The organism is Rhodococcus sp. NPDC057529 (assembly GCF_042802055.1).
In the GTDB taxonomy this organism is placed as follows: domain Bacteria; phylum Actinomycetota; class Actinomycetes; order Mycobacteriales; family Mycobacteriaceae; genus Rhodococcus_F.
This window is the reverse complement of record NZ_JBHVEY010000040.1, coordinates 13,158-40,037: the sequence shown is the minus strand read 5'-3', so window position 1 is coordinate 40,037 and position 26,880 is coordinate 13,158. Positions and strand designations below refer to the sequence as shown.

At 63.8% G+C, this 26,880-nt stretch carries 20 protein-coding genes and 2 pseudogenes; 14 read left to right on the top strand and 8 right to left on the bottom strand.

Annotation, left to right across the window (positions count from 1 at the left end):
- Positions 1–150: pseudogene (locus tag ACFU5V_RS40855) on the top strand (acetyl-CoA C-acyltransferase); the annotation flags it as partial.
- 811 nt (positions 151–961) lie between these two features.
- Positions 962–1,270: a hypothetical protein gene (locus tag ACFU5V_RS40850; RefSeq protein ID WP_378706847.1), complete on the top strand. Its 309-nt coding sequence runs from the start codon at positions 962–964 to the stop codon at positions 1,268–1,270.
- A 224-nt stretch (positions 1,271–1,494) separates the two neighbouring features.
- On the opposite strand, the gene ACFU5V_RS40845 is transcribed toward ACFU5V_RS40850, so the two are convergent.
- Positions 1,495–2,997, bottom strand: a complete 1,503-nt coding sequence (locus tag ACFU5V_RS40845) for an amidohydrolase (RefSeq protein WP_378706851.1) — start codon at positions 2,995–2,997, stop codon at positions 1,495–1,497.
- Here ACFU5V_RS40845 and ACFU5V_RS40840 point away from each other — a divergent pair.
- Complete coding sequence (locus ACFU5V_RS40840) at positions 2,917–3,117, top strand: hypothetical protein (protein WP_378706855.1); 201 nt, start codon at positions 2,917–2,919, stop codon at positions 3,115–3,117. The genes ACFU5V_RS40845 and ACFU5V_RS40840 overlap by 81 nt on opposite strands.
- 141 nt (positions 3,118–3,258) lie before the next feature.
- Here ACFU5V_RS40840 and ACFU5V_RS40835 read toward each other — a convergent pair whose 3' ends face one another.
- The 3 genes from ACFU5V_RS40835 to ACFU5V_RS40825 form a co-directional block, all read right to left on the bottom strand.
- Entirely contained in the window at positions 3,259–4,683 is a 1,425-nt protein-coding gene (locus ACFU5V_RS40835; protein WP_378706845.1) for an APC family permease, read from the bottom strand.
- 530 nt (positions 4,684–5,213) lie between these two features.
- Positions 5,214–5,834, bottom strand: coding sequence for a TetR/AcrR family transcriptional regulator (locus ACFU5V_RS40830; protein ID WP_378706843.1), 621 nt, complete (start codon positions 5,832–5,834; stop codon positions 5,214–5,216).
- 229 nt (positions 5,835–6,063) lie between these two features.
- Positions 6,064–7,437, bottom strand: a complete 1,374-nt coding sequence (locus tag ACFU5V_RS40825; protein ID WP_378706841.1) for an aspartate aminotransferase family protein — start codon at positions 7,435–7,437, stop codon at positions 6,064–6,066.
- Positions 7,438–7,927: 490 nt separating this feature from the next.
- On the opposite strand from ACFU5V_RS40825, the gene ACFU5V_RS40820 reads away from it, so the two are divergent.
- Positions 7,928–9,307: an NAD-dependent succinate-semialdehyde dehydrogenase gene (locus tag ACFU5V_RS40820; RefSeq protein WP_378706839.1), complete on the top strand. Its 1,380-nt coding sequence runs from the start codon at positions 7,928–7,930 to the stop codon at positions 9,305–9,307.
- A 196-nt stretch (positions 9,308–9,503) separates the two neighbouring features.
- Positions 9,504–10,604 (top strand): alanine dehydrogenase, encoded by a 1,101-nt coding sequence (gene ald, locus ACFU5V_RS40815; RefSeq protein ID WP_378706837.1) that lies wholly within the window; start codon positions 9,504–9,506, stop codon positions 10,602–10,604.
- Positions 10,605–10,709: 105 nt separating this feature from the next.
- Here the strand turns inward: ald and ACFU5V_RS40810 are convergent, their stop codons facing one another.
- Positions 10,710–10,949 (bottom strand): hypothetical protein, encoded by a 240-nt coding sequence (locus ACFU5V_RS40810; protein WP_378706853.1) that lies wholly within the window; start codon positions 10,947–10,949, stop codon positions 10,710–10,712.
- Here ACFU5V_RS40810 and ACFU5V_RS40805 point away from each other — a divergent pair.
- Both ACFU5V_RS40805 and ACFU5V_RS40800 read left to right on the top strand, forming a co-directional pair.
- Positions 10,845–11,672 carry a zinc-binding dehydrogenase gene (locus tag ACFU5V_RS40805; RefSeq protein WP_378706849.1) on the top strand — a complete coding sequence of 276 codons (828 nt, stop codon included), beginning with the start codon at positions 10,845–10,847 and terminating at the stop codon, positions 11,670–11,672. The two genes, ACFU5V_RS40810 and ACFU5V_RS40805, sit on opposite strands and share 105 nt — an antisense overlap.
- A gap of 244 nt (positions 11,673–11,916) precedes the next feature.
- On the top strand, positions 11,917–12,189 hold the full coding sequence (locus ACFU5V_RS40800) for a DUF3263 domain-containing protein (RefSeq protein ID WP_378706835.1): 273 nt from the start codon (positions 11,917–11,919) through the stop codon (positions 12,187–12,189).
- Between the two features lie 238 nt (positions 12,190–12,427).
- Here ACFU5V_RS40800 and ACFU5V_RS40795 read toward each other — a convergent pair whose 3' ends face one another.
- Positions 12,428–13,060 (bottom strand): TetR/AcrR family transcriptional regulator, encoded by a 633-nt coding sequence (locus ACFU5V_RS40795; protein WP_378706833.1) that lies wholly within the window; start codon positions 13,058–13,060, stop codon positions 12,428–12,430.
- A 259-nt stretch (positions 13,061–13,319) separates the two neighbouring features.
- Here ACFU5V_RS40795 and ACFU5V_RS40790 point away from each other — a divergent pair, with 259 nt between their 5' ends.
- The 4 genes and pseudogenes from ACFU5V_RS40790 (at position 13,320) to ACFU5V_RS40775 (ending at position 20,216) form a co-directional block, all read left to right on the top strand.
- Complete coding sequence (locus ACFU5V_RS40790; RefSeq protein ID WP_378706831.1) at positions 13,320–15,401, top strand: acetate--CoA ligase family protein; 2,082 nt, start codon at positions 13,320–13,322, stop codon at positions 15,399–15,401.
- Between the two features lie 159 nt (positions 15,402–15,560).
- A complete protein-coding gene (locus ACFU5V_RS40785; RefSeq protein WP_378706829.1) occupies positions 15,561–16,376 on the top strand; it encodes an enoyl-CoA hydratase/isomerase family protein in 816 nt (271 codons plus the stop codon).
- 362 nt (positions 16,377–16,738) lie between these two features.
- Complete coding sequence (gene acs / locus ACFU5V_RS40780; RefSeq protein WP_378706827.1) at positions 16,739–18,700, top strand: acetate--CoA ligase; 1,962 nt, start codon at positions 16,739–16,741, stop codon at positions 18,698–18,700.
- A 251-nt stretch (positions 18,701–18,951) separates the two neighbouring features.
- Positions 18,952–20,216, top strand: a pseudogene (locus ACFU5V_RS40775) (IS256 family transposase).
- 695 nt (positions 20,217–20,911) lie between these two features.
- On the opposite strand, the gene ACFU5V_RS40770 reads toward ACFU5V_RS40775, so the two are convergent.
- Positions 20,912–21,259 carry a cupin domain-containing protein gene (locus ACFU5V_RS40770; RefSeq protein WP_378706825.1) on the bottom strand — a complete coding sequence of 116 codons (348 nt, stop codon included), beginning with the start codon at positions 21,257–21,259 and terminating at the stop codon, positions 20,912–20,914.
- 945 nt (positions 21,260–22,204) lie between these two features.
- Here ACFU5V_RS40770 and ACFU5V_RS40765 point away from each other — a divergent pair.
- From ACFU5V_RS40765 to ACFU5V_RS40755, 3 genes are all read left to right on the top strand, one after another.
- Complete coding sequence (locus ACFU5V_RS40765) at positions 22,205–23,884, top strand: dihydroxy-acid dehydratase (protein ID WP_378706823.1); 1,680 nt, start codon at positions 22,205–22,207, stop codon at positions 23,882–23,884.
- Positions 23,881–24,540 (top strand): GntR family transcriptional regulator, encoded by a 660-nt coding sequence (locus ACFU5V_RS40760; RefSeq protein ID WP_378706822.1) that lies wholly within the window; start codon positions 23,881–23,883, stop codon positions 24,538–24,540. The genes ACFU5V_RS40765 and ACFU5V_RS40760 overlap by 4 nt, the downstream gene beginning before the upstream one ends.
- A 142-nt stretch (positions 24,541–24,682) precedes the next feature.
- Positions 24,683–26,056, top strand: coding sequence for an MFS transporter (locus ACFU5V_RS40755; RefSeq protein WP_378706820.1), 1,374 nt, complete (start codon positions 24,683–24,685; stop codon positions 26,054–26,056).
- 180 nt (positions 26,057–26,236) lie between these two features.
- Here ACFU5V_RS40755 and ACFU5V_RS40750 read toward each other — a convergent pair whose 3' ends face one another.
- Positions 26,237–26,737, bottom strand: coding sequence for a GNAT family N-acetyltransferase (locus ACFU5V_RS40750; protein ID WP_378706818.1), 501 nt, complete (start codon positions 26,735–26,737; stop codon positions 26,237–26,239).
- Positions 26,738–26,880 lie beyond the last annotated feature (143 nt).

Here is a 26,880-nt window from a genome sequence, read left to right as displayed (position 1 = left end):
TCGAAGGTCAATGTCAACGGCGGCGCCATCGCCATCGGGCATCCGCTCGGCATGTCGGGTGCGCGGGTCGTGCTGCACCTCGCGCTGGAGCTGAAGCGACGCGGCGGCGGACAGGGCGACGCCCTGATCCTTCACGTACCGGGAGAATGACATGAAGCCGAAATCCAGCTGATGCAATACAGAGCAGTCAAGAAATAATGGTATGAATTACCGGATTTCGGAAATGAAGCTCTGACAGCATGTTTGGAACGTTACTTGTGGGGCTTGTACGGCTTGCCCGCTCGCGTCTCGTGCGGTTCGGCGGTTGACGAATCATCCCCGCGCAGCTTTCAGTCCGTCCTGCTGTGACCGGTTGTCGGAGGCGCAAGCCAAACTGCGAGAAACACGGTACAGGCATGACTGGGTCCTGTTCGCGGACTGGTGCGAGGCATGCGATTACCGGCGCTGCCCGCGCAGCCGTCGGTGTTGGCGGAGTTTCTCGCCAACCACCCCCGGCGCCGATGGAAAGCAGCGTCGGCGCATCGCCCCGATCAACACTCTCCATACCCAGGAAGGTCTGTCGGCTCCGGGCCCCGCCGAGGCCGTCCGTTAACTCCTGAACATCGCACGATCGAAGCGCATCGGCCGTCTCGCGGCGATCGCCGCGGAGCGAATCGCCTGGATCCCGGTGACCGCGTGGCCGGCCGGGTTGGTCGGCCGCCGCGACACGCTCATCCTCACTTTGTCCCGTCGACATCACCCTCGAATCCGAGGCGCTCGTTAACAACAGGGGCGGCGCAGGAATGCACGTTCCTTCTGCGGCCACAGATGCGCGAATCCTGCTGCCGCGTATTGGAACTGGATCGAAGCGTAGGCTTCCTCGACCGGTACCCCAGCACAGGAATGCTCGCTCGGTACCTGGAAGTGAAGGCGGACCTGGCCGCTTTCGCGGAGGCCGTACGCCACGACGCCCAACCGATGGGTGCACACGCCCTACGCGCCGACCCCGCTGACCAGCCAATTCGTCGCGCCCATCTCACCGGACAGGCACTCGCCCACACGCGGCCACCGGCCAGGCCGCGCCAAACTCCGGCGGTCGAACCTCTCACCAGAACTGGGCGCTGAGTCGATCGAGCTGGACCAGAGCTACTGCGACCGCGGCATCCAGGCACGCCGAACAGCCCGTGACGCTCTAATGGACGTCACCAACATCCTCGACGGCATCGAAGACGAAGCCGACAAACTCCTCGCCGATCTGCACTCGCTCCTCGACCAGTCCGGTGCCGACTGACGCTGGTTGCGCACCGGGAAAGTCCATCGGCGGTTCCCGTGGCGTAAGTCTGCTCGAGCCTGTAGGCCTCCGACCGGATCGAAACCATGCGGGTGGGCTGGCTCGCTCAGATACGAGCCAACGACGTTGCGGCCCATCGTTGTGGTAGGACTGAGCCCGCCCATCGTTGGGCTGCTCAGGTTCTCCGATATGGCCGCTTGACGCGACCATATCGGTGTTACGGGCTAGCTTTCGTAAACCGTTTGACCGCGGACTACCGTCCGGACGACGTGTGCATCAGCGGGGTAACCGGCTTCGGCATCGAAGATGTTCCGATCGAGTATCGTCAGGTCTGCGCGTTTGCCCACAGCGATCGTGCCGCCGTCGCTGTCGTGGTTCAGGTAGGCGCTACCTGCGGTGAAGGCGCGCACCGCGTCGGGTACGGACAACACTTGGTCCGGCAGAAGCGCTGGTTTGTCTCGGTTCGCCGGATCGATTCGTCGGGTTGCGACCTCGATTTGCTCGAGCGGGTTCGCGGTCGTCACTCCCCAGTCGCTGCCCATGGCCAAGGTGGCGCCCGACCGGTGTAGATCGCCGAAGGGGTACAGGCGCTTAACGCGGTCGGCACCCAACACCGGTGTTGTGAAGTCGTCGATGTACGAATCGTATTTGGCCCAGAATGCCTGGCAGTTGGCGATGACGTTCAGGTCGCGGAAGCGCCGGAGATCGCTCGGGTGCACGACTTCCAGGTGTGCGATGTGGTGTCGATTGTCGTTGGGGCCGTTGGCTGCACGCGCGGACTCGACTGCATCGAGTGCGCATCGTACGGCGCGGTCGCCGATCGCGTGCATGTGTACCTGGAATCCGGCGCGGTCGAGCTCGGGTACGGCTGCCAGCAGCATATCGACGTCGACGTGCATCATTCCCCGGTCGTAACGATGATCGCCGCATCCGTCGCAGTACGGCTCGAGGAGTGCGCCCGTGTAGTTTTCCACGACGCCGTCGACCATGATCTTCACCGTGGTGGGGAGGAAGCGCCCCTCCACTGCGAGTTCGCGCTGTTCGATGAAGTCCTTGATTTGTTCGAGTCCGCGGTGGCGGTCCCACCACAAGGCTCCGACAACCCGGCTCGTCAGTTCACCCGACACTGCCAGCGAATGGTAGGCCTCGGCGGTCTGGGGGGTTACCCAGGCGTCTTGCCAGCCGGTGACGCCCAGGGAGTGCAGGTGTGATTGTCCGGCGAGGACCGCACGTTCCCAGATCTTGTGGTCCGGCGTGGGCACGTGCAAGTTGTTGAACGTGTACGCAGCGCCCTCCTGCAGCGTGCCGACGGGGTCACCCGCGGCGTCACGCTCGATTCTCCCATCGACCGGGTCGGGCGTGTCCCGGGAGATTCCGGCTCGCCGGAGCGCTTCCGAGTTCACCCATGCTTGGTGGACGTCGCGGCTGAAGAGGAATACGGGCCGGTCGGGGCAGACGGAGTCGAGAGCCTCCTTGGTAGCGATGCCTCCGGGAAAGAACTCCAGTGACCATCCACCGCCGATGATCCAGTCGAGTTCGGGGTGGGCTGCCGCGTAGTCGGATATGTACTCCAAGTAGGAGTCCAGTCCCGACAGGTTTTCCAGGTCGACGTGTAACCGGTTGAGACCGGCGAAGGGGGCGTGGACGTGGGAATCCTGGAAACCGGGCAGAACCAGGCCTCCCGAGGCGTCGACGACCGTGGTGTTCGGTCCGACGGTTGCTTGCACGTCCGGCTGGCCGAGGGCAACGATTCGATCGCCGCGTATGGCGACCGAATCCGTGGAGCTACCGGCCTGATCGACGGTATAGACCGTCGCACCGGTAATGACGAGATCGGCTTCGAGTGACACAGTTTCCTCCAAGGTTTTCAGTAACCCCGACGAGTCACGCCCCCGGGCGGATGCCTGTCGTGCTCGAGCTCGGAGCTTTGATCGATACGGTGATTGTGTCCCGTGGGTTCGCTACGCGGCGCGCCCTGGGCTTCACGGTCAGTTCGTGGATGCTCGCGCGCGACGCGCGGAAAGTGTGCGGTTGAGGACGAGGATTGCCGTGAAAATGGGGACTACCACGAGCGCAACCCACGTCATCGTGTCGACCGGCGGCAGGGGCGGGTTGACGACACCGTTGATGAAGCACCACGCCATGGTGGCGCCCCCGAACAGGCAGGCAGCGATCAGAACCGGACGGAAAACACGCTCCTTGATGAGAAGCACGATCGTTCCGGAAACGATGAGTAGATACGGCAAAACCCAGACGTAGACCACGAGCGTCGCGATGGCGTTGTATGCATCGGCGGGGGAGCCGGTGGCAATCAGCATTGCCACGATCGTCACGAAGCCCAGAATTCCGAGCGTCGAGATCGCGACATGGGGAGAACGGAACTTGTGATGAATCGATGTCACCTTCTCCGGCAGTAGTCCGTCATCGCCCAGCGTGAGGAGGAATCGGGCCCCATAGTTGATGTATCCGATCAGGCATGCGAAGGTGGCCGCCGCGAGAACCAGGTCTGTCGCGTCCGCGACCCAGGTGCCGAGGCCGGCGTTCAGCGCGAGAGCGGCGGTGGGCGACATCCCCTTGGCGAGGTAGTCCGAGGCCTCGTTCAGGCCGGGGACTTGCAGGAGGGTGCAACCGATGAAGATTACACCGAGGACCACGGGAATCGACATGACCGCGAGCGGGATGTTTCGTTTCGGATCGCGGGTTTCGGCGGCCATGGCAGCGCAGCTCTCAAATCCCATCAGGAACGCAGCCCCCGCTGCCACGCCCTGCAATACTCCGTCAGGGGTCAAGGTCGCGAAGTCGAACTGCTGCGTGAGGTCGAGGCCGGTGTGAAATGCACTGGCCACGGTGACCACGGTGACCAGGGGCATCGAGATCACGGCGAGTACGACCGCGGTGCGCACCGATGTATCGAGGCCGCGGAAGGGCACGTAGATACCGATTCCGATCGCGCCGGCATAGATGGCGACCTGCGGACCCAGGCTCAGCGCGCCCTCCATCCCGAGGGATGCCAGGAAGCTTCCGAAGAAGATGCCGATGATCCCGCTGAGAGCTGCGGTGAGAACCACGAAACCGACCAGGAGTGCTCCGCCGGTGATGTAGCGCGCCCACGGCCCGTATACCTCACCGACGTACGAGTACAGCGAACCGGTGGCGACGCATCGCTTGGCGAAGAAGATCACGGCGAGGCCGATACTGATCACCGCCAGCGCCGACAGCACTGCCGCTGGCAGGGCAGCGAGTCCTACCGAGCTGAACAGCAGCATCGGCACGATCGCGATTCCGACCGCGGGAATCGACGATGCCAGAGCGAGTGACACGAGCTGAGTGCGACCGAGATGACCGGAGTCGAGCTCCTCGGCCCCTGCTGGATGTCCGCTGTCGGCCGGGACTGGGTCTGACAACTTGGACATGACGGCCTCCTGATCGGAGGGCCCGGTCAGCATGTGGCACCGCCGACGAGTGTGGTGCGTACGGCCCATCGTGCCTCGAGTGACAAGGCCCACACGGGGCGAAGAAGTGCAGTGGCCATTTGAAGGAACTCCTTCGAGGAATCATGATGATGGCTCGGAGTCGAGCCAGTCCGCGATGCGGTGTGATAGACATCTCACGGTAATACGGGCTTATTGGCTCGTCAAGGCCCCATTTTTCCCGTGTTTCAAAAGGATTCGGCCCTTGGAGAAGACATGGAAAAACCGCCCAACAGGGTGATGATTCCTGTTGAGGCGGTAAGTAGTTCCGATGGCGGCGGGGCGGTCGATGCTCACTCCGCCTGCGGCTGTATGGCACTTAGCGGCAAGTGGTCTGAGCGTTCCTCGGGCGCCGGCGGTCGCCGTTCGTCGGTCACGGTCCGGTACCAATGCGACACGGCTCGTCGTCCGAGTCCGTCCACCCGGCTCCGTGATCGACCTTTGTCGCGATGTACGCCCTCGTGGGGGAGTGATCATCCGTGCTGCGCGGGCATTCCCAACTGCTGCGATACGAACTCCATCGAGAGATCAAAAGCTAAGTCCGAGTTAAGCTCTCGATCATCGAGACCCACCTGCACCATCATGCCGTCAAGCAGGGTGGCGAGCATCAATGCAAACCTCCGTGCGTCGACGTCGACGCTGAACTCCCCGGTTCGCTGACCGTGCCGGACGATCTCGGTGATGAGATTCCGCCACTTCTCGTCGTGACCGGAACGCGCCTCGGCCGCTTCCGGGTGACGCTGCGCCTGAGCCCAGAGTTCGAACCAGAGGCCCCACGACATGCGTGGGGTGTCTTCGCACCCGCAGGCCATGGCAACGAGCACCCTCAGTCGACGAGCCGCTGAGTCCTCACCTTCGAGGAGTTGCTGAGCGGTCTCGTAGAAGCCGTTCTCCCAATAGCGCAATGCATCGATGAGAAGTTGCTCGCGAGAGCCGAAATAGTAGATGACCAGTCCCGTGCTCACCGACGCGCGCTTGGCGACATCTGCGATGCGGGCATCGCCAAAGCCGCGCTCGCGCAGGATATCTGTGGCTGCTCGAAGGATCTCGAGCTTTCGTGCCTCGTTGGTGCTGCTCGGTGCTTGAGTGGTCATGAGCTCTTTCTTTCCTCGCCGACGGTCGCTCGGCGCCCGCCGCTTCCGCAGTCCACGCTAGTGCACTGCAATTCCGTCCCCGCCCCTGCTGTTCAGGCCCGGTGGAGGTGGAGTGCGCGGCGACCCGGGGGCTGCGCCGCGCTGCCGGTCCCCTCCGCGACAAGCAACTGGCAATTTGCTCTAGTTCCCTCGATGTGCCGCGGAAGGGTCTCGGCAGGCAGTGCGGGTCTTACAGCATCTTCTGCGCCCGTGTCAGCACGTCACGCAGGATGAATTCGATCTCGTCGAAGTGGGACTGGTCGCAGATCAGCGGCGGGGACAGCTGCACGATCGGGTCGCCCCGGTCATCGGTCCGGCAGTAGATGCCGCTGTCGTACAGCTCCTTGCTGAGGAAGCCGCGCAGGAGCCGCTCGGCTTCGTCGTCGTTGAACGTCTCCTTGGTCGACTTGTCCTTGACAAGCTCGAGTGCGAGGAAGTAACCGGCTCCGCGGACGTCGCCGACGATATCGAGATCGGAGAGCTTGTTCATCGTGTCGCGGAACGGTCCTTCGTTCTGGCGGACATGGTCGAGGATGCCCTCGCGCTCGAAGATGTCCAGGTTCGCCATTGCCACGGCTGCGCACACTGGGTGGCCACCGAAGGTGTAGCCGTGGAGGAACGTGTTGTTGCCTTCGAGGAACGGTTCCATGAGGCGATCGGATGCGATCATGGCCCCCATCGGCGCGTAACCGGAGGTCAGCCCCTTCGCGCACGTGATGATGTCCGGCTGGAAGCCGTACTTGATTGCGCCGAACCATTCGCCGAGCCGGCCGAATCCGCAGATGACCTCGTCGGAAACCAGCAGCACGTCGTGGCGATCGCAGATCTCCCGAACCAGCTGGAAGTAGCCGGGGGGAGGAGTGAAGCACCCGCCTGCGTTCTGAACCGGTTCCAGGAAGACCGCCGCGACGGAGTCAGGACCTTCGGCGATGATGGCGTCCTCGATCTGGGCGGCAGCCCACCGGCCGAAGGCGACGGGGTCGTCGCCGTGCTCGGGTGCACGATAGAAGTTCGTGTTCGGCACGTGCACCGTTGATGGGACCAAAGGTTCGAAAACGGACTTGTAGGCGGGCATGCCGGTAATGGAGAGGGCGCCCTGGGTAGTCCCGTGGTAGGAGATTCGGCGGCTGATGACTTTGTGCTTGTTGGGGCGGCCGGTCATCTTGTAGTACTGCTTTGCGAGCTTCCACGCCGACTCGACCGCTTCGCCGCCTCCGGAGGTGAAGAAGACTCGGTTCAGGTCGCCGGGTGCGAACGACGCGAGCCGTTCGGCCAGTTCGATCGCTCGGGGATGGGCAAAGGTCCAGATCGGGAAGAACTCGAGTTCGGCCATCTGCTTGGCTGCGGCCTCGCCGAGTTCCCTGCGGCCGTGGCCGATCTGGGTGACGTACAGACCTGACAATGCGTCGAGGTATCGCCGTCCCTGTGCGTCCCAGACGTACGCTCCTTCGCCCCGGGTGATGATCGGTACGTCTGAGGTGGCGAAGGCACCTTGGCGTGTGAAATGCATCCACAGATTGTCTCGGGCCGCTGGCTGCAGGTCCACGTGGTTGTCGGGGGTCATTGTCTCGCTCCACTCTTGAATCAGATTCGGCGGGCTTCGGGCGTGAGGCTCCGTCGTTGCCCGCGGTGTTCTCCACGGGTCGTGGTACGTCCATGCAGGTCGAGTCGCGCGGTCGCCTTTCGGCAGACCGTCTGCCCGCTCCTCGGGTGTTGCCCTGGTCCGTTGCCTCCTCGGGTCGTCGTTGGCCGATGACCTGGTGGATCAACCGGCGCCGACCCGGAGTCGCAGACCTTGACTGCACGTTCAATCAAGTCCTACCATAGTGTGACGTGGGATGCACGAAGTTTTCGAATCGGATCGAAAAGTTCCTCCCGGAGAAGACCTGTGGACTGTGCGCGGTAAAAGCAACTTTTCTCGCCTCGAGTCACATCGTCGCTAATCCCCGTGAGCGCACCCGGTGTCGTTATTCGTGCGCGAAACTGTGAATGCCTTCAGTGTGATCGCGTGCGTTCCGAGCAGCGCAACGCAACGTCAAGGAAGTAGGCCGAAATTGTCGCGGTACAGGGTTTTGAATCCCGCTACAGGAGTAATTGAGAACGAGTTTCCGGAGGTGGAGGACCACGAGATCTCGGACGTCTGTGCGCACGCGCACGCCGCCTATCTCCGCTGGCGGGCGACATCGAAGGCGGAGCGATCGCTGCTGCTGAGCGCTGTCGCCGACCTGTATCTGGAGCGCGCGGACAAGTTGGCTGCAACCATCACGAGGGAGATGGGCAAGACTGTGGCCGAGGCGCGGGGTGAGGTCGAGTTCTCGGCCTCGATTTACCGCTATTACGCCGAGAATGGCGAGATGCTTCTCGCGGACGAGCCGTTGAATTCGGAATCCGTTACCGGAAAGGCTGTCATCCGGAAGGCGCCGATAGGGGCATTGCTCGGCATCATGCCGTGGAATTATCCGTTTTATCAGGTCGCCCGTTTCGCGGCACCGAATCTGATGGTCGGAAATACCATTATTCTCAAGCATGCCCAGCAGTGCCCCGAGTCCGCGCTCGAAATGGAACGAATTTTCGAGGACGCGGGATTTCCCCCACACACGTATACGAACGTATTCGCCACGACCGACCAAATCGCCACCCTGATTGCAGACGATCGGATCTGCGGTGTCTCCGTGACGGGCAGCGAGCGTGCGGGGATGGCTGTTGCCGCACAAGCGGGGCACAACCTCAAGAAGGTTGTGCTGGAGCTGGGCGGATCCGATCCGTTCATCGTGCTCGATGCAGAGGACATCGCCGCAGCGGCAAGCGCCGCGGTCGCTGCTCGGATGGAAAACGCCGGCCAGTCCTGCAATGCCTCGAAGCGCATGATCGTTGCAGATTCCCACTACGACGAGTTTCTCGGGCACTTCGTCGACGGTATGCAGGCCCAGGTTCTCGGCGATCCGACCGATCCGAGGACGACGTGTGGGCCGCTGGCCTCCGAATCTGCTGTGGAGTTCCTCCTTGCGCAGATCGACGACGCCGTCGCCAAGGGCGCGAAACTGCACACCGGAGGACAGCGACTCGACCGCCCCGGATTCTTTGTCGAACCCACCGTCCTGTCCGGAGTGACACCCGAGATGAGGGCCTACCACGAGGAATTATTCGGACCGGTGGCTGTCCTGCACCGGGTAGCTGATGCCGATGCCGCAGTCACCCTCGCCAACGACTCACCGTATGGACTCGGAGCCGTTGTTTATGCCCGAGATACCAAGGTCGCGCTTGATATCGCCGACCAACTCGACACCGGCATGGTCTGGATCAATGAGCCCGAGGGCGGTGGACCCGATCTACCGTTCGGTGGAACCAAGCGTTCCGGAGTCGGGCGCGAACTCGGTCCACTCGGCATCGACGAGTTCGTCAACAAGAAACTTATCCACCACCCCGTGGGATAAGTCCCATGACATCGATTGTGTTCCGTATCAAAAGGAATCGATTTGATGTGGGGACATTCGCCCGCACGTCACCGTGCTGGTCAACGCAATTTTTGTCAACCGTGAACGGTCGGAAACCTTCGTAATTGCGAAGCGGATTGCGCGTCGTTCACGCCGAAGGCATCACTGTTCAACTAACCGCACGCCAGGAGAAGTCATGAGAATCGGTATCCCCCGCGAAATCAAGAACCACGAGTACCGGGTGGCGATCACCCCCGCGGGTGTCCACGAACTTGTCGGCCGCGGCCACGAGGTCGTCATCGAGTCCGGGGCCGGTGTCGGCTCGTCCTTCGCGGACGAGGACTTCAAGGCGGCGGGGGCCCAGATCCTCTCCTCTGCCGTTGCGGTGTGGGGGTCGGCCGATCTGCTGCTGAAGGTGAAGGAGCCGATCGCGGAGGAGTACCCCCGCCTCCGGCAGGACCAGGTGCTGTTCACCTACCTGCACCTCGCCGCATCCAAGGACTGCACCGACGCCCTGCTCGCGTCGAAGACCACCTCCATCGCCTACGAAACCGTCACCGGCGCCGACGGCTCCCTGCCGCTGCTCGCCCCGATGAGCGAGGTCGCCGGACGCCTCGCCCCGCAGGCCGGCGCCTACCACCTGATGCGCCAGGGCGGCGGCCGCGGCGTCCTGATGGGCGGTGTTCCCGGGGTGCGACCGGCCAAGGTCGTCGTCATCGGCGCCGGCGTCTCCGGCCGCAACGCCATCGCCATCGCGCACGGCATGCACGCCGACGTCACCGTCCTCGACCTGTCCATCGCCCGGCTGCGGGAAATCGACGCCCAGTACCACGGCCAGGTCAAGACCATCGTCTCCAACAGCCTCGAACTCGAGCAGGCCGTCCTCGACGCCGACCTGGTCATCGGCGCCGTCCTCGTCCCCGGCGCCAAGGCCCCCACCCTCGTCTCCAACAACCTGGTCTCCCGGATGAAGCCCGGCTCGGTGCTCGTCGACATCGCCATCGACCAGGGCGGCTGCTTCGAGGACTCGCGGCCCACCACCCACGCCGAACCCACCTACCAGGTCCACGACTCGGTGTTCTACTGCGTCGCCAACATGCCCGGCGCCGTCCCCCGCACCTCCACCTACGCCCTCACCAACGCGACCCTGCCGTACGTCGTCGCGCTCGCCGACAAGGGCTGGCAGGACGCGACCGCGACCGTCCCCGGCCTCGCCGCAGGCCTGTCCACCCACGACGGCAAGCTGCTGTCCACGGAGGTCGCCGACGCCCATGGCTACACCGCTACCACCATCTGACATCCCGTGAACTGAACTCGACAGGTTGCACTGCTCATTCCGGGTGACGGGACGGGCACTGCGGCCGCCGGCACGTCAACTCGAAGATACGAAAGGCCCACGATGCTAGCCGCATACGCCAATGCCATCGATTCCGACGACCCCGTTTCGGGGCTCGTCGTCGGTGAACGCCCCGAACCCGAACCTCGCGAAGGCTGGACCACCGTCACGGTCAAAGCGGCGGCGTTGAATCACCATGATTTGTGGACCCTGCGAGGAGTCGGAATTCGGCCCGACCAGCTCCCGATGATCCTGGGCGGCGACGCTGCGGGCGTCGACGAGGATGGCCGTGAGGTCGTCGTGCACTCGGTCATCACCTCCCCAGGGTGGACGGGGGACGACACTTTGGACCCCAAGCGGTCGCTGCTCTCGGAGGTGTACGACGGCACACTGGCGGAGAAGGTGCTGGTTCCTCGCCGCAACCTCGTTGCGAAGCCTGCGTCGCTCTCCTTCGAGCAGGCTGCATGCCTGCCGACGGCATGGCTGACGGCGTACAGGATGCTCTTTGTCAAGGCGAATCTGGCGCCGGGGTCGACGGTCCTGATCCAAGGCGCGGGTGGGGGAGTCTCTACGGCGGCTATTGCGTTGAGCAAGGCCGCTGGGCTGCGGGTGTGGGTGACCAGTCGCAGTGCTGCCAAACGCGACGCAGCCCTGGCACTGGGGGCCGACCAGGCCTTCGAAACAGGCGCTCGGCTGCCCGAGAAAGTCGACGCGGTGCTCGACAATGTCGGACAGGCGACGTGGTCGCATTCGCTCAAGTCGTTGAAGCCGGGCGGGGCGGTCGTGACGTGCGGAGCTACCAGCGGTCCCAACCCTCCATCGGATCTCAACCGAGTCTTCTTTCTGCAGTTGCAGGTCTTGGGGTCGACGATGGGCACTCGTGACGAACTCGAACAACTCCTCGCGTTGCTCGACACCACAGGTCTTCGCCCCCAGATCGACTCGACGATTCCCTTGGCAGATGCCGAAGCGGGCCTCAAAAGGCTGGCAGACGGAGACGTACAGGGGAAGATCGTGCTGATCCCCTGACGATGGCAACGACATCAGGCGGGGGCGACACGGATGTCGTCACCGCCTGATCGCCCCCCGAGGGCCAATAATGTCCGACGCCTGACCAGAGGCTGGAGACTGCGGGCGATCGCGGTCAGCGACCGGTTCGCCGCGAAATCCCCGGGGCTCCTGTGCAACCAATTGCCTGCTGCTGCCGAGGCGCCTTGCCTTATCTGCCTGTGGCGGGTCGGCCGCTCACCACACTCACAGAATGGATCGACGAATGGACAGCTATCACGAGGATATGCTGAAGTTCGCCGCGGAATGGGCGCCCTATGGCGGCGGCGAAGAGCATGTGCTCCCGACGTTCGGCCTCACTGCCGGCGACTACTATCGACGGCTGATGCGATTGTTGGAAACCCTTGATGCGAGGTCACTTCCCGTACCTCTGATTCTGCGTCTCCGGCATCAATGCTTGGAGAGGCTGGCCGCTACCGGCACGGAAGACGCACGGCACGGCCTCGTGAATGCGGGTATCAGGGCATCACGGCGATAACACACGTGTGAGCGCGCATATAGGGCTGTCCATGGCCCGGATCCCGCCTGCGCATTGGTGTTACGAGCAACCGAGGTTGGTGCGGTGCGCGGATGCGAAACGACATCGTTCCGGCAGGGACGCGAGGCTCACCAGCTACGGTGGGCCATACTTCACGACCGCGGTCCCAACGCACGTTTCCGCTCAACTCCAGCCGGACAGATGCACCGAAGGTTGCCCGGTGACGGTGGTGGTCGACCTACGCCGTAGCTTCCTTGACGAGGCTGGTTCCCAGCAACACACCGGCGATGTGTCGAAGGATCCGGGCGTTGCGCTCAGGGGTGTAGCCGGGTAGGTCGACGGCGACAGCCGTCATCAAACCGTCTATGGCGCCGATGATTCCGTCGCTAACTTCGGCGACGGGCGCGGTGGGGTGGAAAGTTCCGTCGTGTGCTCCGGCCTCGATCACGTCGGAGAGCTTGGCGCGCCATGCATCGTAGATACGAGCCACGTCGGGGAGAAATTGTGCATTGCGGCTGGCCACCGACGTCGTTGCCAACCACACCGTGCAACGCTCGCGATCGGTGATGGCGTGCTCGAGGAGCGAGACCATCTTCGTCGCGGGATCGTCGATGTCATTGGCGAACGTGGCCCATTCCTCGACCCGTCGCAGGCTCGCCGCGCTGAGCATCGCCTCGATGACCTCGTCACGATTATCGAAGTAGTGCTGAATTTTCCCGATGGAGAATCCCGCCTCCCGGGCGATATCGCGCAGACGCACCTTCTCGATTCCGTGCACGCCGATCAACCGCTCCGCGGCCGCGAGAATTCGTCGCCGACTCTCGGTGACGAGAGGATCTTCACCCAGTTCAGCTGCACTCGCCCCTGTCATCAGTCCACAACCCTTTCACCTGCAGATCTCGCGCATTTCGTTGAATGCGGAGCCGTTTCCGATCGTAGAGGTCGGCGCACCGCGCACCGTCGTTACGTCGCCCGTCCGCGGGCGGGACGAGTTGTCCGAGAAGGAAAACCCGCCCTTGACCATGCAATAATTACATATTATTTTGAGGTTGTATCTCAACCTCGCGCGGCCCCCACTTCTGCTGCCGCGGACCACAACCTCGCCACCTTCCGAAGACGGAGATCTTTCGATGACCTCACTTGCCCCCGCACTGCCGGTCACCCGGCGGGATCTGACCGCCCTGTTCGCTCCGTCCTCCATCGCCATCGTCGGCGCGAGCAACGACCCGGCCAAGTACGGCAACTGGCTCGCGGTACGCGCGCTGCGAGACGCGGACACGCGTCCGGCGTATCTGATCAACAAGACCCGGTCCACGATCCTCGGCCATCCGGCGAGACCGGCCCTGACCGACCTCGGCGGGCCCGTCGATCTCGCGGTGATCGCGGTTCCCGCAGCAGGATTCGACGAGGCGGTCGAGGACGCCATCACGTCCGGCGTCAAGGCGATCGTCGCGATCACCGCAGGACTGGGCGAATCCGGTGCGGACGGCCTGGCCCGGCAGAACGCCCTCGTCGCCCGGCTGCGCGAGGCCGATATCGCGATGCTCGGGCCGAATTGTCTCGGCGTGCTCGACAACACCACCGGGCTCGACGCGACGGTCAACGAATTCCGCCCCGGCTCGGTGTCGATCATCTCCCAGAGCGGCAACGTCGCGATCGATCTGGCCGAGCACTTCTCCGAACAGGGCCTCGGGGTCGCCCGCTTCGCGAGCCTGGGCAACTGCGCCGACCTCGACGTCGCCGACCTGATCGACAGCTGCGTCGACCACGAGGGCACCGAGGCGATCGCGGTGTACTGCGAGGGCTTCAAGGACGGCCGCAAGTTCGCTCGCGCCGCCGCCCGCGCCGCGGACGCCGGCAAGCCCGTCGTGCTGCTGTCGGTCGGCCGCGGTGCCGCCTCCACCCGCGGCGCGGCCTCGCACACCGGTTCCCTGGTGACCTCGAACGTCGTCCTCGAAGCCGTCTGCGAGGCCACCGGCACCGAACTGGTCTCGAGCCCGTTCGAGATGGCCAACCTGCTTCAGGTTCTCGTCCGTACCCGCCCTCCGGCAGGGTCTCGGGTCGCGGTTCCCGCCGACGGCGGCGGCCACGCCTCACTGGCCAGTGACAGCCTCGAAGAGGCAGGGCTGCGAGTCGAGGAGTTCTCCGCGGACCTCGCGGAGCGGGTCGCCGGTGAGTTGCCCCCGACCGCCGCAGTGTCGAACCCGATCGACGTCGCCGGCGGCGGCGAGCAGGACATCACCTGCTTTGCCCGCGTCGCCCAGCGGCTGATCGAGAGTCCCGAGACCGACGCGGTCCTGATGACCGGCTACTTCGGCGGCTACGGCGACTACGACCCAGCCGTGGTGTCCGGCGAGATCCAGGTCGGCCGCGACATCGCCGCCCTCGTCGCCGAGTCCGATGCGAGCTTCATCGCCCAAACCATGTTTCCCGACTCCGCAGCGGCACAGGCGCTGCGGGACAGCGGAATCGCGGTGTACCGCAACGTCGAACATGCCACCTGGGCACTGAGCCGGCTGCTCGTCCGCGCCGAGGTCACCTCCCATCCGCTGCCGGTGCTGCCCGAACCCGCCGCCCCGCTCGCCGAGACCGGATATTGGCCGGCTCGCCGCGCCCTCACCGCTGCCGGGATCCCTTTCGTTCCGGCCGCCGAGGTGGCAACCATCGGCGAACTCGAGAACGCGGTCGCGGACTTGCAGTTCCCGCTCGTCCTCAAAGTCCTCGGCGACGAACACAAGTCCGACAACGGCGGCGTCATCTTGAACATAACCGACCACACCGCCCTGGTCGCAGCCTGGGACGACGTCCAGGCACGGCTGGCCCCCCCGGTCTGCTCCATCGAGGAGATGGCCGACCTCTCCGGCGCGGTCGAACTGATCATCGGCGTACGCCGCGACCCCACGTTCGGTCCCATCGTCCTCGTCGGCATCGGCGGCGTGTACACCGAACTGCTCAAAGACACCCGCTGCGCCCTCGGCCCGATCACCGCCGACCAGGCCCGCGAGCTGCTGCAGTCGCTGCGAGGATCGGCACTGCTCACCGGCTTCCGCGGTAAGCCTGCCGTCAACATCGCCGCCGCCGCCGAGCTGGTCGCCACCTTGTCCAACTACGCCGCCGAACATCCAGAGATCGGCGAGATCGAATGCAACCCCATCGCGGTCACGCCCACCATCGCCGTCGCCCTGGACGCCCGCATCATCCTCGACCACTGACAAGGCCGGTGCCCGGAACAAATCACGCAACGAGTGACTGACCGATGACCGATATCGCCAAAGCGACGGGCCGGCGTCACGGACTTCCGGTATGGATGCCGACGGTCGCCCGCGGTGGGACCGGCAACAGATTGGACCTCTCGACCCGAAGGACGCACCATGACTGATGTAGTGCTTTACGAAACCAGTGGGCCTCTTGCCACGATCACGCTCAATCGGCCCGACAAGCTCAATGCTCTGAACACCGAGGTGCTGCTCGAATTCGACAAGCGCATCGCCCAGGCCGGCGCCGACGACTCGATCAAGGTGGTCCTCGTGACCGCGCAGGGGCGAGCATTCTCCGCAGGATTCGACATGAACGACGAGATCGAGGACGGCACCGAAACCCCGCTCGAGTGGCTGCCGGTGCTACGCCGCGACGCCGACGTCACCATGGCTTTGTGGGCCTGCCCGAAGCCGACCATCGCCGTCGTGCAGGGCTACTGCCTCGCCGGCGGGTGCGAGATCGCCATGGCCTGCGACATTGTCGTCGCTGCTGACAACGCGCAATTCGGTGAGCCTGAAATTCAGTATGGATCCGGCCCAGTGACCTTGCTGATGCCGTTCATTCTCGGTCAGAAGAAGACCAACGAACTGCTCTTCACCGGCGACAAGATCGATGCCGAAGAAGCCTTGTCCCTGGGGTTGATCAACAAGATTGTCCCGCTCGACGAACTCGACTCCGCCGCGCGGGAGCTGGCGATGCGTATCGCGCCGACTCCGCTGCCGATCCTGCGGCTGACGAAACAGGCGCTCAATCGGGCTTATGAGGCCAAGGGACTTCGGAACGCAGTAAACGCTAACGTTGACATATCGGCTCTACTCAACGGCGCCAACACCCCTGAGCAGCAAGAATTCGACAAGGTGGCAGCTGAGAGGGGCCTCAAGGCAGCACTCGACTGGCGCGACGAGCGATATGGCGCTCGCAAGTCCTGACGATCTCCGAGCAGGCTTCGGTCTCTATTATGCATGCCATTGCTTGCGCACTGGCCTCAGGCCAATCTCACCCGCTGCATGCAGTCGAGTACGGCAAGGACAACACCCGACCACCTACATCAAGGCTGTTCTGAGCCAGAAATGTTCGACGACAGGGGCTTCCACGCGTAGCTCGCGAACGCAATCACGCTCTTGGGTGGGTGAGGTCGCCCACCTTGCCATCGGGCGGTACTCACACTTTGCCGCTACCCCGTCTGAACCAACCAACCTGTTGGGGTGATGGCACCCCCGCCCCTCCTGTCGTCACCGGACCCGACCCCGGCCGCCAGGCCCACCGCCGCCAGCAGAAGGACACCAGAATTGTGACCAGCACCGCCGACACCGAAGTCATCGAGCACGCGCCCGAGATCTACGCGCCGAGCCCCGAGTTCACCGCCACTGCGAACGCCGGACCCGAACTCCAGGCTGCCGCAGACGAGGACCGACTCGCATTCTGGGCGACCCAGGCCGAGCGCCTGCACTGGCACACGCCCTTCACCGAGGTACTCGACTTCTCCGACGCACCCGTCGCGAAATGGTTCGTCGGCGGAGAACTCAACGTCGCCTACAACTGCGTCGACCGGCACGTTCTCGCCGGCAACGGCGACCGCGTCGCCATCCACTTCGAAGGCGAACCGGGCGACACCCGCGACCTCACCTACAACGACCTGCTCACCGAAGTGTCCAAGGCCGCCAACACCTTCACCGACCTCGGACTCGTCGCCGGCGACCGCGTCGCGATCTACATGCCGATGATCCCCGAGGCCATCGTCACCATGCTCGCCTGCGCCCGCCTGGGCCTGACCCACTCCGTGGTCTTCGCCGGCTTCTCCGCCAGCGCCCTGCGCTCGCGCATCGACGACGCCGAAGCCAAACTCGTCGTCACCGTCGACGGACAGTGGCGACGCGGCCAGGCCGCACCCCTCAAGCCCGCCGTCGACGAGGCGGTCGACGGCGCTGCGTCCGTCGAGCACGTTCTCGTCGTCAAGCGCACCGGCATCGATGTCGCGGTCGCCGACGGCCGGGACCTGTGGTGGCACGAGACCGTCGACAAGGCGTCCGGCACCCACGAGGCGACCCCGTTCGACGCCGAGCACCCGCTGTTCATCCTCTACACCTCCGGCACCACCGGAAAGCCCAAGGGCATCATCCACACCTCCGGCGGCTACCTCACCCAGGCGTCCTACACCCACCACAACGTGTTCGACCACAAGGCCGGCCACGACGTGTACTGGTGCACCGCCGACATCGGCTGGGTCACCGGCCACAGCTACATCGTCTACGGACCGCTGTCCAACGGTGTCACCCAGGTGGTCTACGAGGGCACCCCGAACTCCCCCGACGAGCACCGCCACTTCCAGATCATCGAAAAATACGGTGTCAGCATCTACTACACCGCCCCCACCCTCGTGCGCACGTTCATGAAGTGGGGCAGGGAAATCCCCGACGCCCACGACCTGACCTCGATCCGCCTGCTCGGCTCCGTCGGCGAACCGATCAACCCCGAGGCCTGGAAATGGTTCCGCGAGGTCATCGGCTCCGGCACCGCCCCGATCGTCGACACCTGGTGGCAGACCGAGACCGGCGCCATCATGATCTCCCCGCTGCCCGGGATCACCGCCACCAAACCCGGCTCCGCGATGGCCCCGCTGCCGGGCATCTCCGCGAAGATCGTCGACGACGACGCGAACGAACTCGGTGCCGGCGGCTCCGGCTACCTCGTGCTCGACAAGCCGTGGCCGGCGATGCTCCGCGGCATCTGGGGCGACATGGACCGCTACCGCGACACCTACTGGTCCCGGTACCCCGAGCAGGGCTGGTACTTCGCCGGTGACGGCGCCAAATACGACGACGACGGCGCCCTGTGGGTGCTCGGCCGCGTCGACGACGTCATGAACGTCTCCGGCCACCGCATCTCCACCTCCGAGGTCGAATCCGCCCTCGTCGGCCACCACGGCGTCGCCGAAGCCGCCGTCGTCGGCGCCGCCGACGACACCACCGGCCAGGGCATCGTCGCGTTCGTCATCCTCCGCGAGGGCACCCCGAACACCGGCGACACCCTCATCGCCGAACTCAAGGCCGAGGTGTCCCGCGAGATCAGCCCGATCGCCAAGCCCCGCCAGATCACCATCGTCCCCGAACTCCCCAAAACGAGGTCCGGCAAGATCATGCGACGCCTGCTCAAGGACATCGCCGAAGGCCGCGACCTCGGCGACACCTCCACCCTCGTTGACCCCAAGGTCTTCGACGCCATCCGCGATACCGGTGATGTCCCGCGGGACTAAAGATGTAAGAGGCCGAGGGATCTTACGACGGCAATGTCCAAATTCTCTAGCTGACGCGATACCAGTTGCTGCCGGCCTTTGATCGGACGTTCGAAACGGTGAGTTGAAATGCTGTGAGCACGACGCCGCCGGTTCCGAAGCATGGAGCGGCCGTGCTCTTTCGCACGCACACCTATTGGGACTGTCTGAATAACGGTTGATCTGATCTTGGTTCGACACGCCGAGCTGCTGCTTGGCGGGAAGGATCGATGATGACCGAAACACTGGATCCCATGGCAGCGACCGAAGTGGATCAGAAGCAGTTGGCCGAGCAACTCCTGGCCCAGGCCAAGGAGCAGGGGGTGGATTTGATGGGCCCGGACGGGCTATTGAATCAGCTCACCAAGAACGTCCTCGAAACCGCGCTGGACGCGGAGATGACCGAGCACCTTGGCTACGAGAAACACGACGCCGCCGGCCGCGGGACGGGAACTCACGCAACGGCACCCGGACGAAGACGGTGCTGACCGAGATCGGACCTGTGGAAATCGATGTCCCGAGGGACACTGATTCCTCGTTCGCCCCGCAGATCGTCAAGAAGCGTCAACGTCGGCTGACCGGTATCGATGAGATCGTATTATCCTTGACAGCAAAGGGTTTAACTACCGGTGAGGTCTCTGCCCACTTCCAGGATATTTACGGAGCGACGGTGTCGAAGGACACAATCTCGCGCATCACCGACAAGGTCGTCGGCGAGATGACCGACTGGCAGAACCGTCCGTTGGACCGGGTGTACCCCGTGATCTTCATCGATGCGATTCACGTGAAAGTGCGGGATGGGCAGGTCACGAACCGGCCGATGTACGTCGCGATCGGGGTCACCGTCAACGGCGAACGCGACATTCTGGGTGTGTGGGCCGGCGACGGTGGTGAGGGTGCGAAGTTCTGGCTCTCAGTGCTCACGGAGATCAAGAACCGCGGTGTCGCCGACGTCTGCATCGTGGTGTGTGACGGGTTGAAGGGATTGCCCGATGCCATCAACACGGTGTGGGAACTCGCAGTGGTGCAGACCTGCATTATTCATCTGATACGCAACACCTTTCGGTTCGCTGCCCGGCAGTACTGGGATGAGATGGCGCGTGATCTCAGACCGGTCTACACGGCACCGTCCGAGTCGGCGGCCAAGGAACGATTCGATGAATTCGCCGGGAAGTGGGGCGCGCGGTATCCGGCGATCGTACGGATGTGGGGAAACGCGTGGACAGAGTTCGTGCCGTTCCTGGACTATGACGTCGAGATCAGACGAGTCATCTGCTCGACAAACGCAATCGAGTCCGTCAACGCCCGTTACAGGCGCGCGATAAGGGCCCGTGGACACTTCCCGACCGAGCAAGCAGCCCTGAAATGTCTGTATCTCGCCACACGGGCTCTGGACCCCACCGGGAAGGGTAAGGCACGATGGGTTATGAGGTGGAAGCCAGCGCTCAACGCGTTCGCAATCACCTTCGAAGGCCGCATCACCCCGAACGGTGACTAACCGACGCCGAGGTCGGATCCACCGTTAATCGGACACTCCCCACCTATTCACATATCTTGCGAGGGTAGGACAAATCTGACGGCGGCTTCGGCGTGCAAGAGGCGACGGACGAGGGTCTTTTGTACGTGCGCGATTGGCTCGTTGCGTCGGTGGTGGCGAACCGGTGAATGGCGGTGGTGGGGTTCGGCTCCACATCGCCGTCGTGGACTTCCTTGCTGCTTCCGGATGGGAGGGAGAGCGACTATCTCGTTAGTGCCAGTGGGTGGGTGCTGGGCCGAATTCGTAGTGATGCCTTGAGGATTCAGCCGGAAGTAGTTCTGTTTCGCTGTCGTGGTAGATGACGAGGAAGTGGTCCGGGTTGTGTCCGGTTGATGTGGTGAGTATCTGGGCCCATTGGCCGGTGCGGTGTCCGCACGGGTTGAGCCTTCGGATGAAGGGTCCCGGGCGGGCGGGGGAAGTGCTGCTGGTGTTCACGGATGGTCCTTCGAGGTTAGGGAGGTCCCGAGGTTCCGAGGTGGGCGGTGGCGTCCTCGAGAAGTCAGACTTTTGGGCATTGAACAGGGTTTTCCTGTTAGGTGTTGGAGATCGTGGCGGGTGGTGGTGACGGGCTGTCGCCTACGGTGCGTACCCCGTAGAGGTGGCCGGGCCCGGTGTCGTGGCGTCGATAGCGAGGATTGCTGGCCCGAGGAACCGAATCACTTCTCCGATGGCAGAGTCGGGCCACCGGCCCAGGCCATGACGACCGGGGCGGCACTGCGGTTGTGGATGCGGTGGGGGATGGTGGGCGGCACCGCCCACGCGTCACCTGCTTTGAGGAAGTACTCGTTCGAGCCGTCGTCGAGGTACCCCTCGCCGGAGACACAGAAGAACACCTCCCACGTACCCGCGTGACCCTGATCCACGTCACCGGTGTCGCCCGGCTGAACCGTGGAAGTACCGAACCACATCGCGTCGTTGCGGAAGTACTCCCGACACAGCTCCGGGCCCTCGTAGAAGACCTCAGCGTCGTCCTGCCGAATGATGTACGGGGTCTCGGTCGTCATGATCATGCTCCTTGATGATTTCTGGAAAACTGACGCAGTTGCTGCGCCCATAGTTGTCCTACAACTATGCATCGGGTAGAACATACGATGCGTATTTCACATCTGTCAATGGCGCTATCTCCGCTTTCCGTGGAAGGGTTTGGGTATCTCGAACGAAGAGATCGGCGTAGCTCTCGGACGAGAGCTACGGCGATCTCTTTCGCTTCGCACTGGCTGCTAGCCTCTGCTGCCCTGGCGTACGTGTCCGCAGCGCCTCAAGGGCATTGGTGGGCCAGGGTGACTTCGGCGGGAGGCTCCACCCGCGAAGTGCCCCGCGTGCGGGCGCCCTGCGCGCCCCGTCGGAACACGAGCGCATTCGCCCTTGAGGCGAAGTCGTGCTGGAGTTCGTTCACGTCGATCGCCAGTATGAACATCTTGCCCCCGGGTTTCTCCGTTCCCGCGGCGAAGGGGCGGAGCGTCGATTGACAGGTTCCCGCCCGACATACCCGCAACCAACTCGACCATCCATGCGATGCCGGCTACGGGGTGGGGGTGATCAAGTGGCCTCGGCGTCGCGGATCCGCATCTTCGATGCGCTTCCGACGTTTCCTGGTGGGCCAGGTCGGTGCGGACGGCCGCCCTGGATGCGCGGATGCGGCCTACGGATCGATCCAGACCGTACGAGAACGTTCGCCATGCCCCGAGTCCGCAGATCGGAGGCGACTATCCGCGATGGGGAGTTCAGTGGTGCGTGCCGTCCGCCGATTGCGCCATATTCGTGGTGGCGGACGGCACGCGGGATCCGGCTACCCCTGGTGGGAAAGCGTCGATTCAGGCCCGTGGGGCAGCCGGAAGTGCAAGGGCTGGCGTCCTCCTCCAGCCGACACCGACGACGGTGTCAGCGCCCGAAAGGAATGTCAAATGAAGAATGTTGACATTTTACATTGCGCTTGTAGTCTGGGTCACATGAACGCACAACCTCGGCGCAGTACGCAGCGCTACCAAGGACCTGACCGCGCTTTTGCCCGTTCCTGGTGGTACGGCACCGGTCGCACCCAGGACGAGATCAAGCGCCCTCTCGTCGCCGTTGTCAACGCGTGGAACGAGATCGCCGACGAGAACGTCTTCTTGGACAAGGTCGCCAAGCGAGTCAAGGACGGCGTCATCGCCGGTGGCGGAACTCCGATGGAGTTCAACGTCATCCATGCCACCGACGTTCTCAGCGAGGCGTCCGACGGCATGCGGTATGTGCTCCCGTCCCGGGAGACGGTCGCCGACTCCGTCGAGATCATGCTCCAGTCCCATGCTTTCGATGCCGCGGTCCTGATCGCAGGCGGCGACAAGATCACCCCGGGCATGATCATGGGCACCCTGCGCACCGGCTTGCCCGCGGTCTACGTCTACACCGGAACCACCGAGGCCGGCCAGGTCGGCGACCGGGAAATCTCTTGGGAAACGGTGTTCGAAGCGATCGCCGAATTCCACAGCGGCAAGATCACCGAAGCAGAGCTCGCCGAACTCGAGACTGCCCAGATGCCCGGCTCCGGCGGCGGCGCGAGCGCATACACGGGTAACACCATGGCGATGTGCGCCGAGGCGATGGGACTGTCCCTGCCCGGCGTATCCACGGTCGTCAACGGGTCGGCCGAACAGCTGCGCCTGGCTTACGACAGCGGCCTGGCTGTGATGAAGGTCCTCGAGGACAACCTCACGATCGGTGACATCGTCACCGAGGCGTCCATCCGCAACGCCGTGCGCGTCGCGCTGGCAGTATGCGGTTCGACCAACACCTCATTGCACCTGCCGGCCATCGCCTACGAGGCGCACGTCGACTTCGATTGGCGAGACTTCGACAAGCTCGCGCTATCGACACCGACACTGGTGCAGTTGCGTCCTTCGGGGGAGGTGTCACTGCCGCAGTTCCACCGTGCCGGTGGCGTGCAGGCCGTCTTGAACGAACTCGGGGACCTGATCGAGGCCAGCCCCCGGGTATCGCCGATCCAGCCCGCCGTCGAGGGTCGAGCCACCGATCAAATCGCCACCGCCGAGCAGCCCTTCTCGGAGACCGGTGGCCTGCGGGTGCTCTACGGTTCGCTGTCGCCCCTCGGCGCCATCGTCAAGATCGGCGGGGTCCCGAAGTCCCTGCACAACCACAGCGGTCCCGCCCGCGTCTTCGAGAACGAAGAGGACGCCATCGTCGCGATCCACGGCGGCAAGATCCAGCCCGGCGACGTCGTGGTGATCCGGAACGAGGGCCCGCGCGGCGGCCCCGGATTCCGTGAAATGCTCGGCGCCACAGCAGCGGTGGTCGGCATGGGACTCGCCGACACGGTCGCCCTCGTCACCGACGGTCGCTTCTCCGGCGCATCCCACGGTGCCGCGATCGGCTACGTCTGTCCCGAAGCCGCCTCGGGCGGTCCGATCGCCTACGTCCGCGATGGCGACATCATCACCCTCGACCTCCACGGCGGACGCCTCGACCTCGACGTTCCCGAGGAGGAGCTCAAGTCCCGCACTCCGTCGGCTGCGCCGACTCGACCCACCAGAGGGGTGCTCGCTCGGTACGCCAAGTCCGCAAGTGAGGCGTGCTATGGTGCTGTTCTCGATCCGACCCGAGTAACCGCACAGGACCAGCAAGCGCCATGAGCAACGCCTTCGACTTCCGTCAGGTCAAGCCCCGCTTGCTGTATGAAACAGCGGCGGACCAGATTCGGCGCGCAATTCACGCGGGAAAGTATGCGCCCGGATCACGCCTGAACGAAGTCGAAATCGCCCGGTCCCTGAGTCTGTCTCGGGGGCCGGTGCGAGAGGCGCTGCGGCTGCTCGAACAAGAGGGTGTCGCCACCAGCGCACCACAGAAAGGCGTCCGCGTCGCCCAGATCTCCCGACGAGACGCCGCCGACGCACTTGCCTTGCGCGAAACCCTCGAGACCCTCGCCAGCGAGGAAACCGCAGCGAACGTGAACGACGAGGACATCGCCGATCTCGCCGACATCATCGACGCGATGAGTGCGGCGGAACAGGCCGGCGACATCCTCGACGCAGTCGACCTGGATTACGCATTTCACGAGCGTTTCCTCGAGATCGCCTCCACCGAGACGACCAAGCGGGTCTGGCGGTCTATCGCAGGGCAGATCCGCATGTACCAGGCACTGGGCGACACCGCCTGGATACAGTCGGGATCAGTCGCCCAGTCTCACCAACCGATCCTCGATGCGTTGAAGTCCCGCGATTCCACCCGACTTCACGCCGCGATCATCAGTCATATCGAAGAAAACCGTTCCTCAATCAGAAATCTCTGATCTCCGCTGCACTAGCAGCGCTTCCCTTCGTTTGTAGGTTACCGAGTGACCTGCAAAGCCCGGTGTGTCAATACCACTGAGGGCCCTTCTCGGCATTTCGCCGATACACCCCCGTCCCATTCCCGGATTGGCGGCAACTCCCATGAACAGTCCCCTTACCAGCGCTCTCGGCGAGTCGGTCGGCCGTAAGACGACGAAAATGATCATGCCGGTCATTCTCTTCATGTACTTCATCTGCTATCTCGATCGTGTCAACATCAGTTACGCTGCGCTGCAACTGAATGCAGACATCGGCCTCTCCGAAACCGCGTACGGATTCGGTGCCGGTATCTTCTTCGTGGCGTATGTGATGTTCCAGGTCCCCGCCAATGTCATGCTGACCAAAGTCGGACCCAAGCGGTGGATGGGCGGACTACTGGCGACATGGGGCCTACTGGCCGCATTGATGTCGACCATCCAGAGCCCCGCGCACTTCTTCATCCTGCGCTTCTTCCTGGGTGTGGCCGAAGCGGGGTTCTTCCCGGCCATGATCTTCTATCTCACCCTGTGGTTCCCGATTGCACGTCGCGGGCGGATCACCGCTATCGCGATCGCAGCGGCACCATTGTCGGGACTCATCGGCGGCCCCCTGTCGACGTGGTTGATGGAAAGCACCCACGGGCTGCTCGGCCTGCGGGGGTGGCAGTCGATGTTCATCATCGAGGCCATCCCGGCGATCCTGCTGGGCATATGGTGCATCTACAAGCTTCCCGAGCGCCCCGCAACGGTCACGTGGCTCACACAGAGCGAAAAATCATGGTTGATAAACGAACTCGATACCGAGGCGAGTGCGATCGAACAGACGAGGAACAGCGGCGGCATTCTCCGCACGATCTTCAGCCCGCTGGTTCTGGCCCTCGGTCTGGTCTATCTCGCAATCGAATTCGGGGAGTACGCTCTGGCATTCTTCCTGCCCACAATCGTCGAATCGCTGAACGTCGACTACGCGCTCGGCCTGTCCATCAGCCAGATCGGCCTCATCGCCGCAATTCCGAGTCTCGCCGGCGCAGCTGCAATGATCTTGTGGGGGCGGCACTCCGACCGAACCCAGGAACGAACGTGGCACATCGCTGGTCCCTCGCTACTCGGTGCAGTCGCGATCGTGGGTGCCGGCTACTCCAACAACATCGTCGTCGCGGTCGTCGCCTTCTCTGTCACCGCCGCCGCGATCTTCTCCGCGGTACCGATCTTCTGGCAGCTGCCATCGAGGTATCTGACCGGAGTGGCATCCGCCGCCGGTATTGCCATGGTCAACGCCATGGGCAACTTCTCCGGTCTCCTCGGACCCTCCATCACCGGTGCCCTGAAAGACCTCACCGGAACCTACCGTTCCGGACTGTGGGTGATGGGCGCCTTCCTGGTCCTCGCCGCTGTCGGTACGGTCGCGATCTCGAGAATGGCGACGGTGCCCGACCCTGGTTCAGTCGCACCACAGGGGGCGCTCGATCCGGGTGCCCCAACCGCACCCCACCACTGATCGCAACCGGGTTGAGTGTGGCCAGACGCATGACACCGAGTCGGTTGCGCCATGATCCGCAGGGCCGTGACAGCCCGTGGCCACTTCCCGGCCGAGGCAGCGGCCCTGGAGCGTGTACTGGGCCCACCGCACGTTGGGGCGACGCGCGTCAGTTCGCCCGCGCACGATGGGTCGCACGGATTATGTTCCGTCGGGTCCACCGGTGGATGTCCACGATCCGGGTGCCTGGGCTGCGACGTCCTTCCGCTCTATTTCGGTGCCGCAGACGACAAGACCGCGCGCTTGATAGTTCGCCAAGGCGTTCGGACCGTCCAGAGTGCAGGTATGTACCCACACACGGGTTATGCCCGGCAGATCGAACCGCTCGGGAAGCGACCACGCCGCAGCGATTCCGTGCTCGAGCAACGGGCCACCCAGTCCTTTGCCGATCGCATCCTCCACCAACCCGAAATACCGGATCTCGACGTGCGTGCCGTCCTCACCCGGCAGCGGTTGCAGATGGACATAACCCGCCGGCACACCCTGCCGATAGAGAACGAGGAACTCGGTGCCGAACACCGACAGCTCCGCCTCCCACCGATGGCGAGGCCAAGTCAATCTGCCGGTCCAGTGCCACGGTCCACCGACCAGACCGTAGAGGAATCTCGCGTACTCCGGTGACACCGAGGTGGCACGGTCCACGCGGGCATCATCGGGTAGGTCTCGAGGTGGATCGGTTGGAGCGGTCATCATTTCGAGTGTCGTTGTCAGTATGTCCATGTGTTCGATTCGCATCCTTGGTTGGACCCGCCGGTCACATCGTGAGGATGCGAGTCGAACCGGAC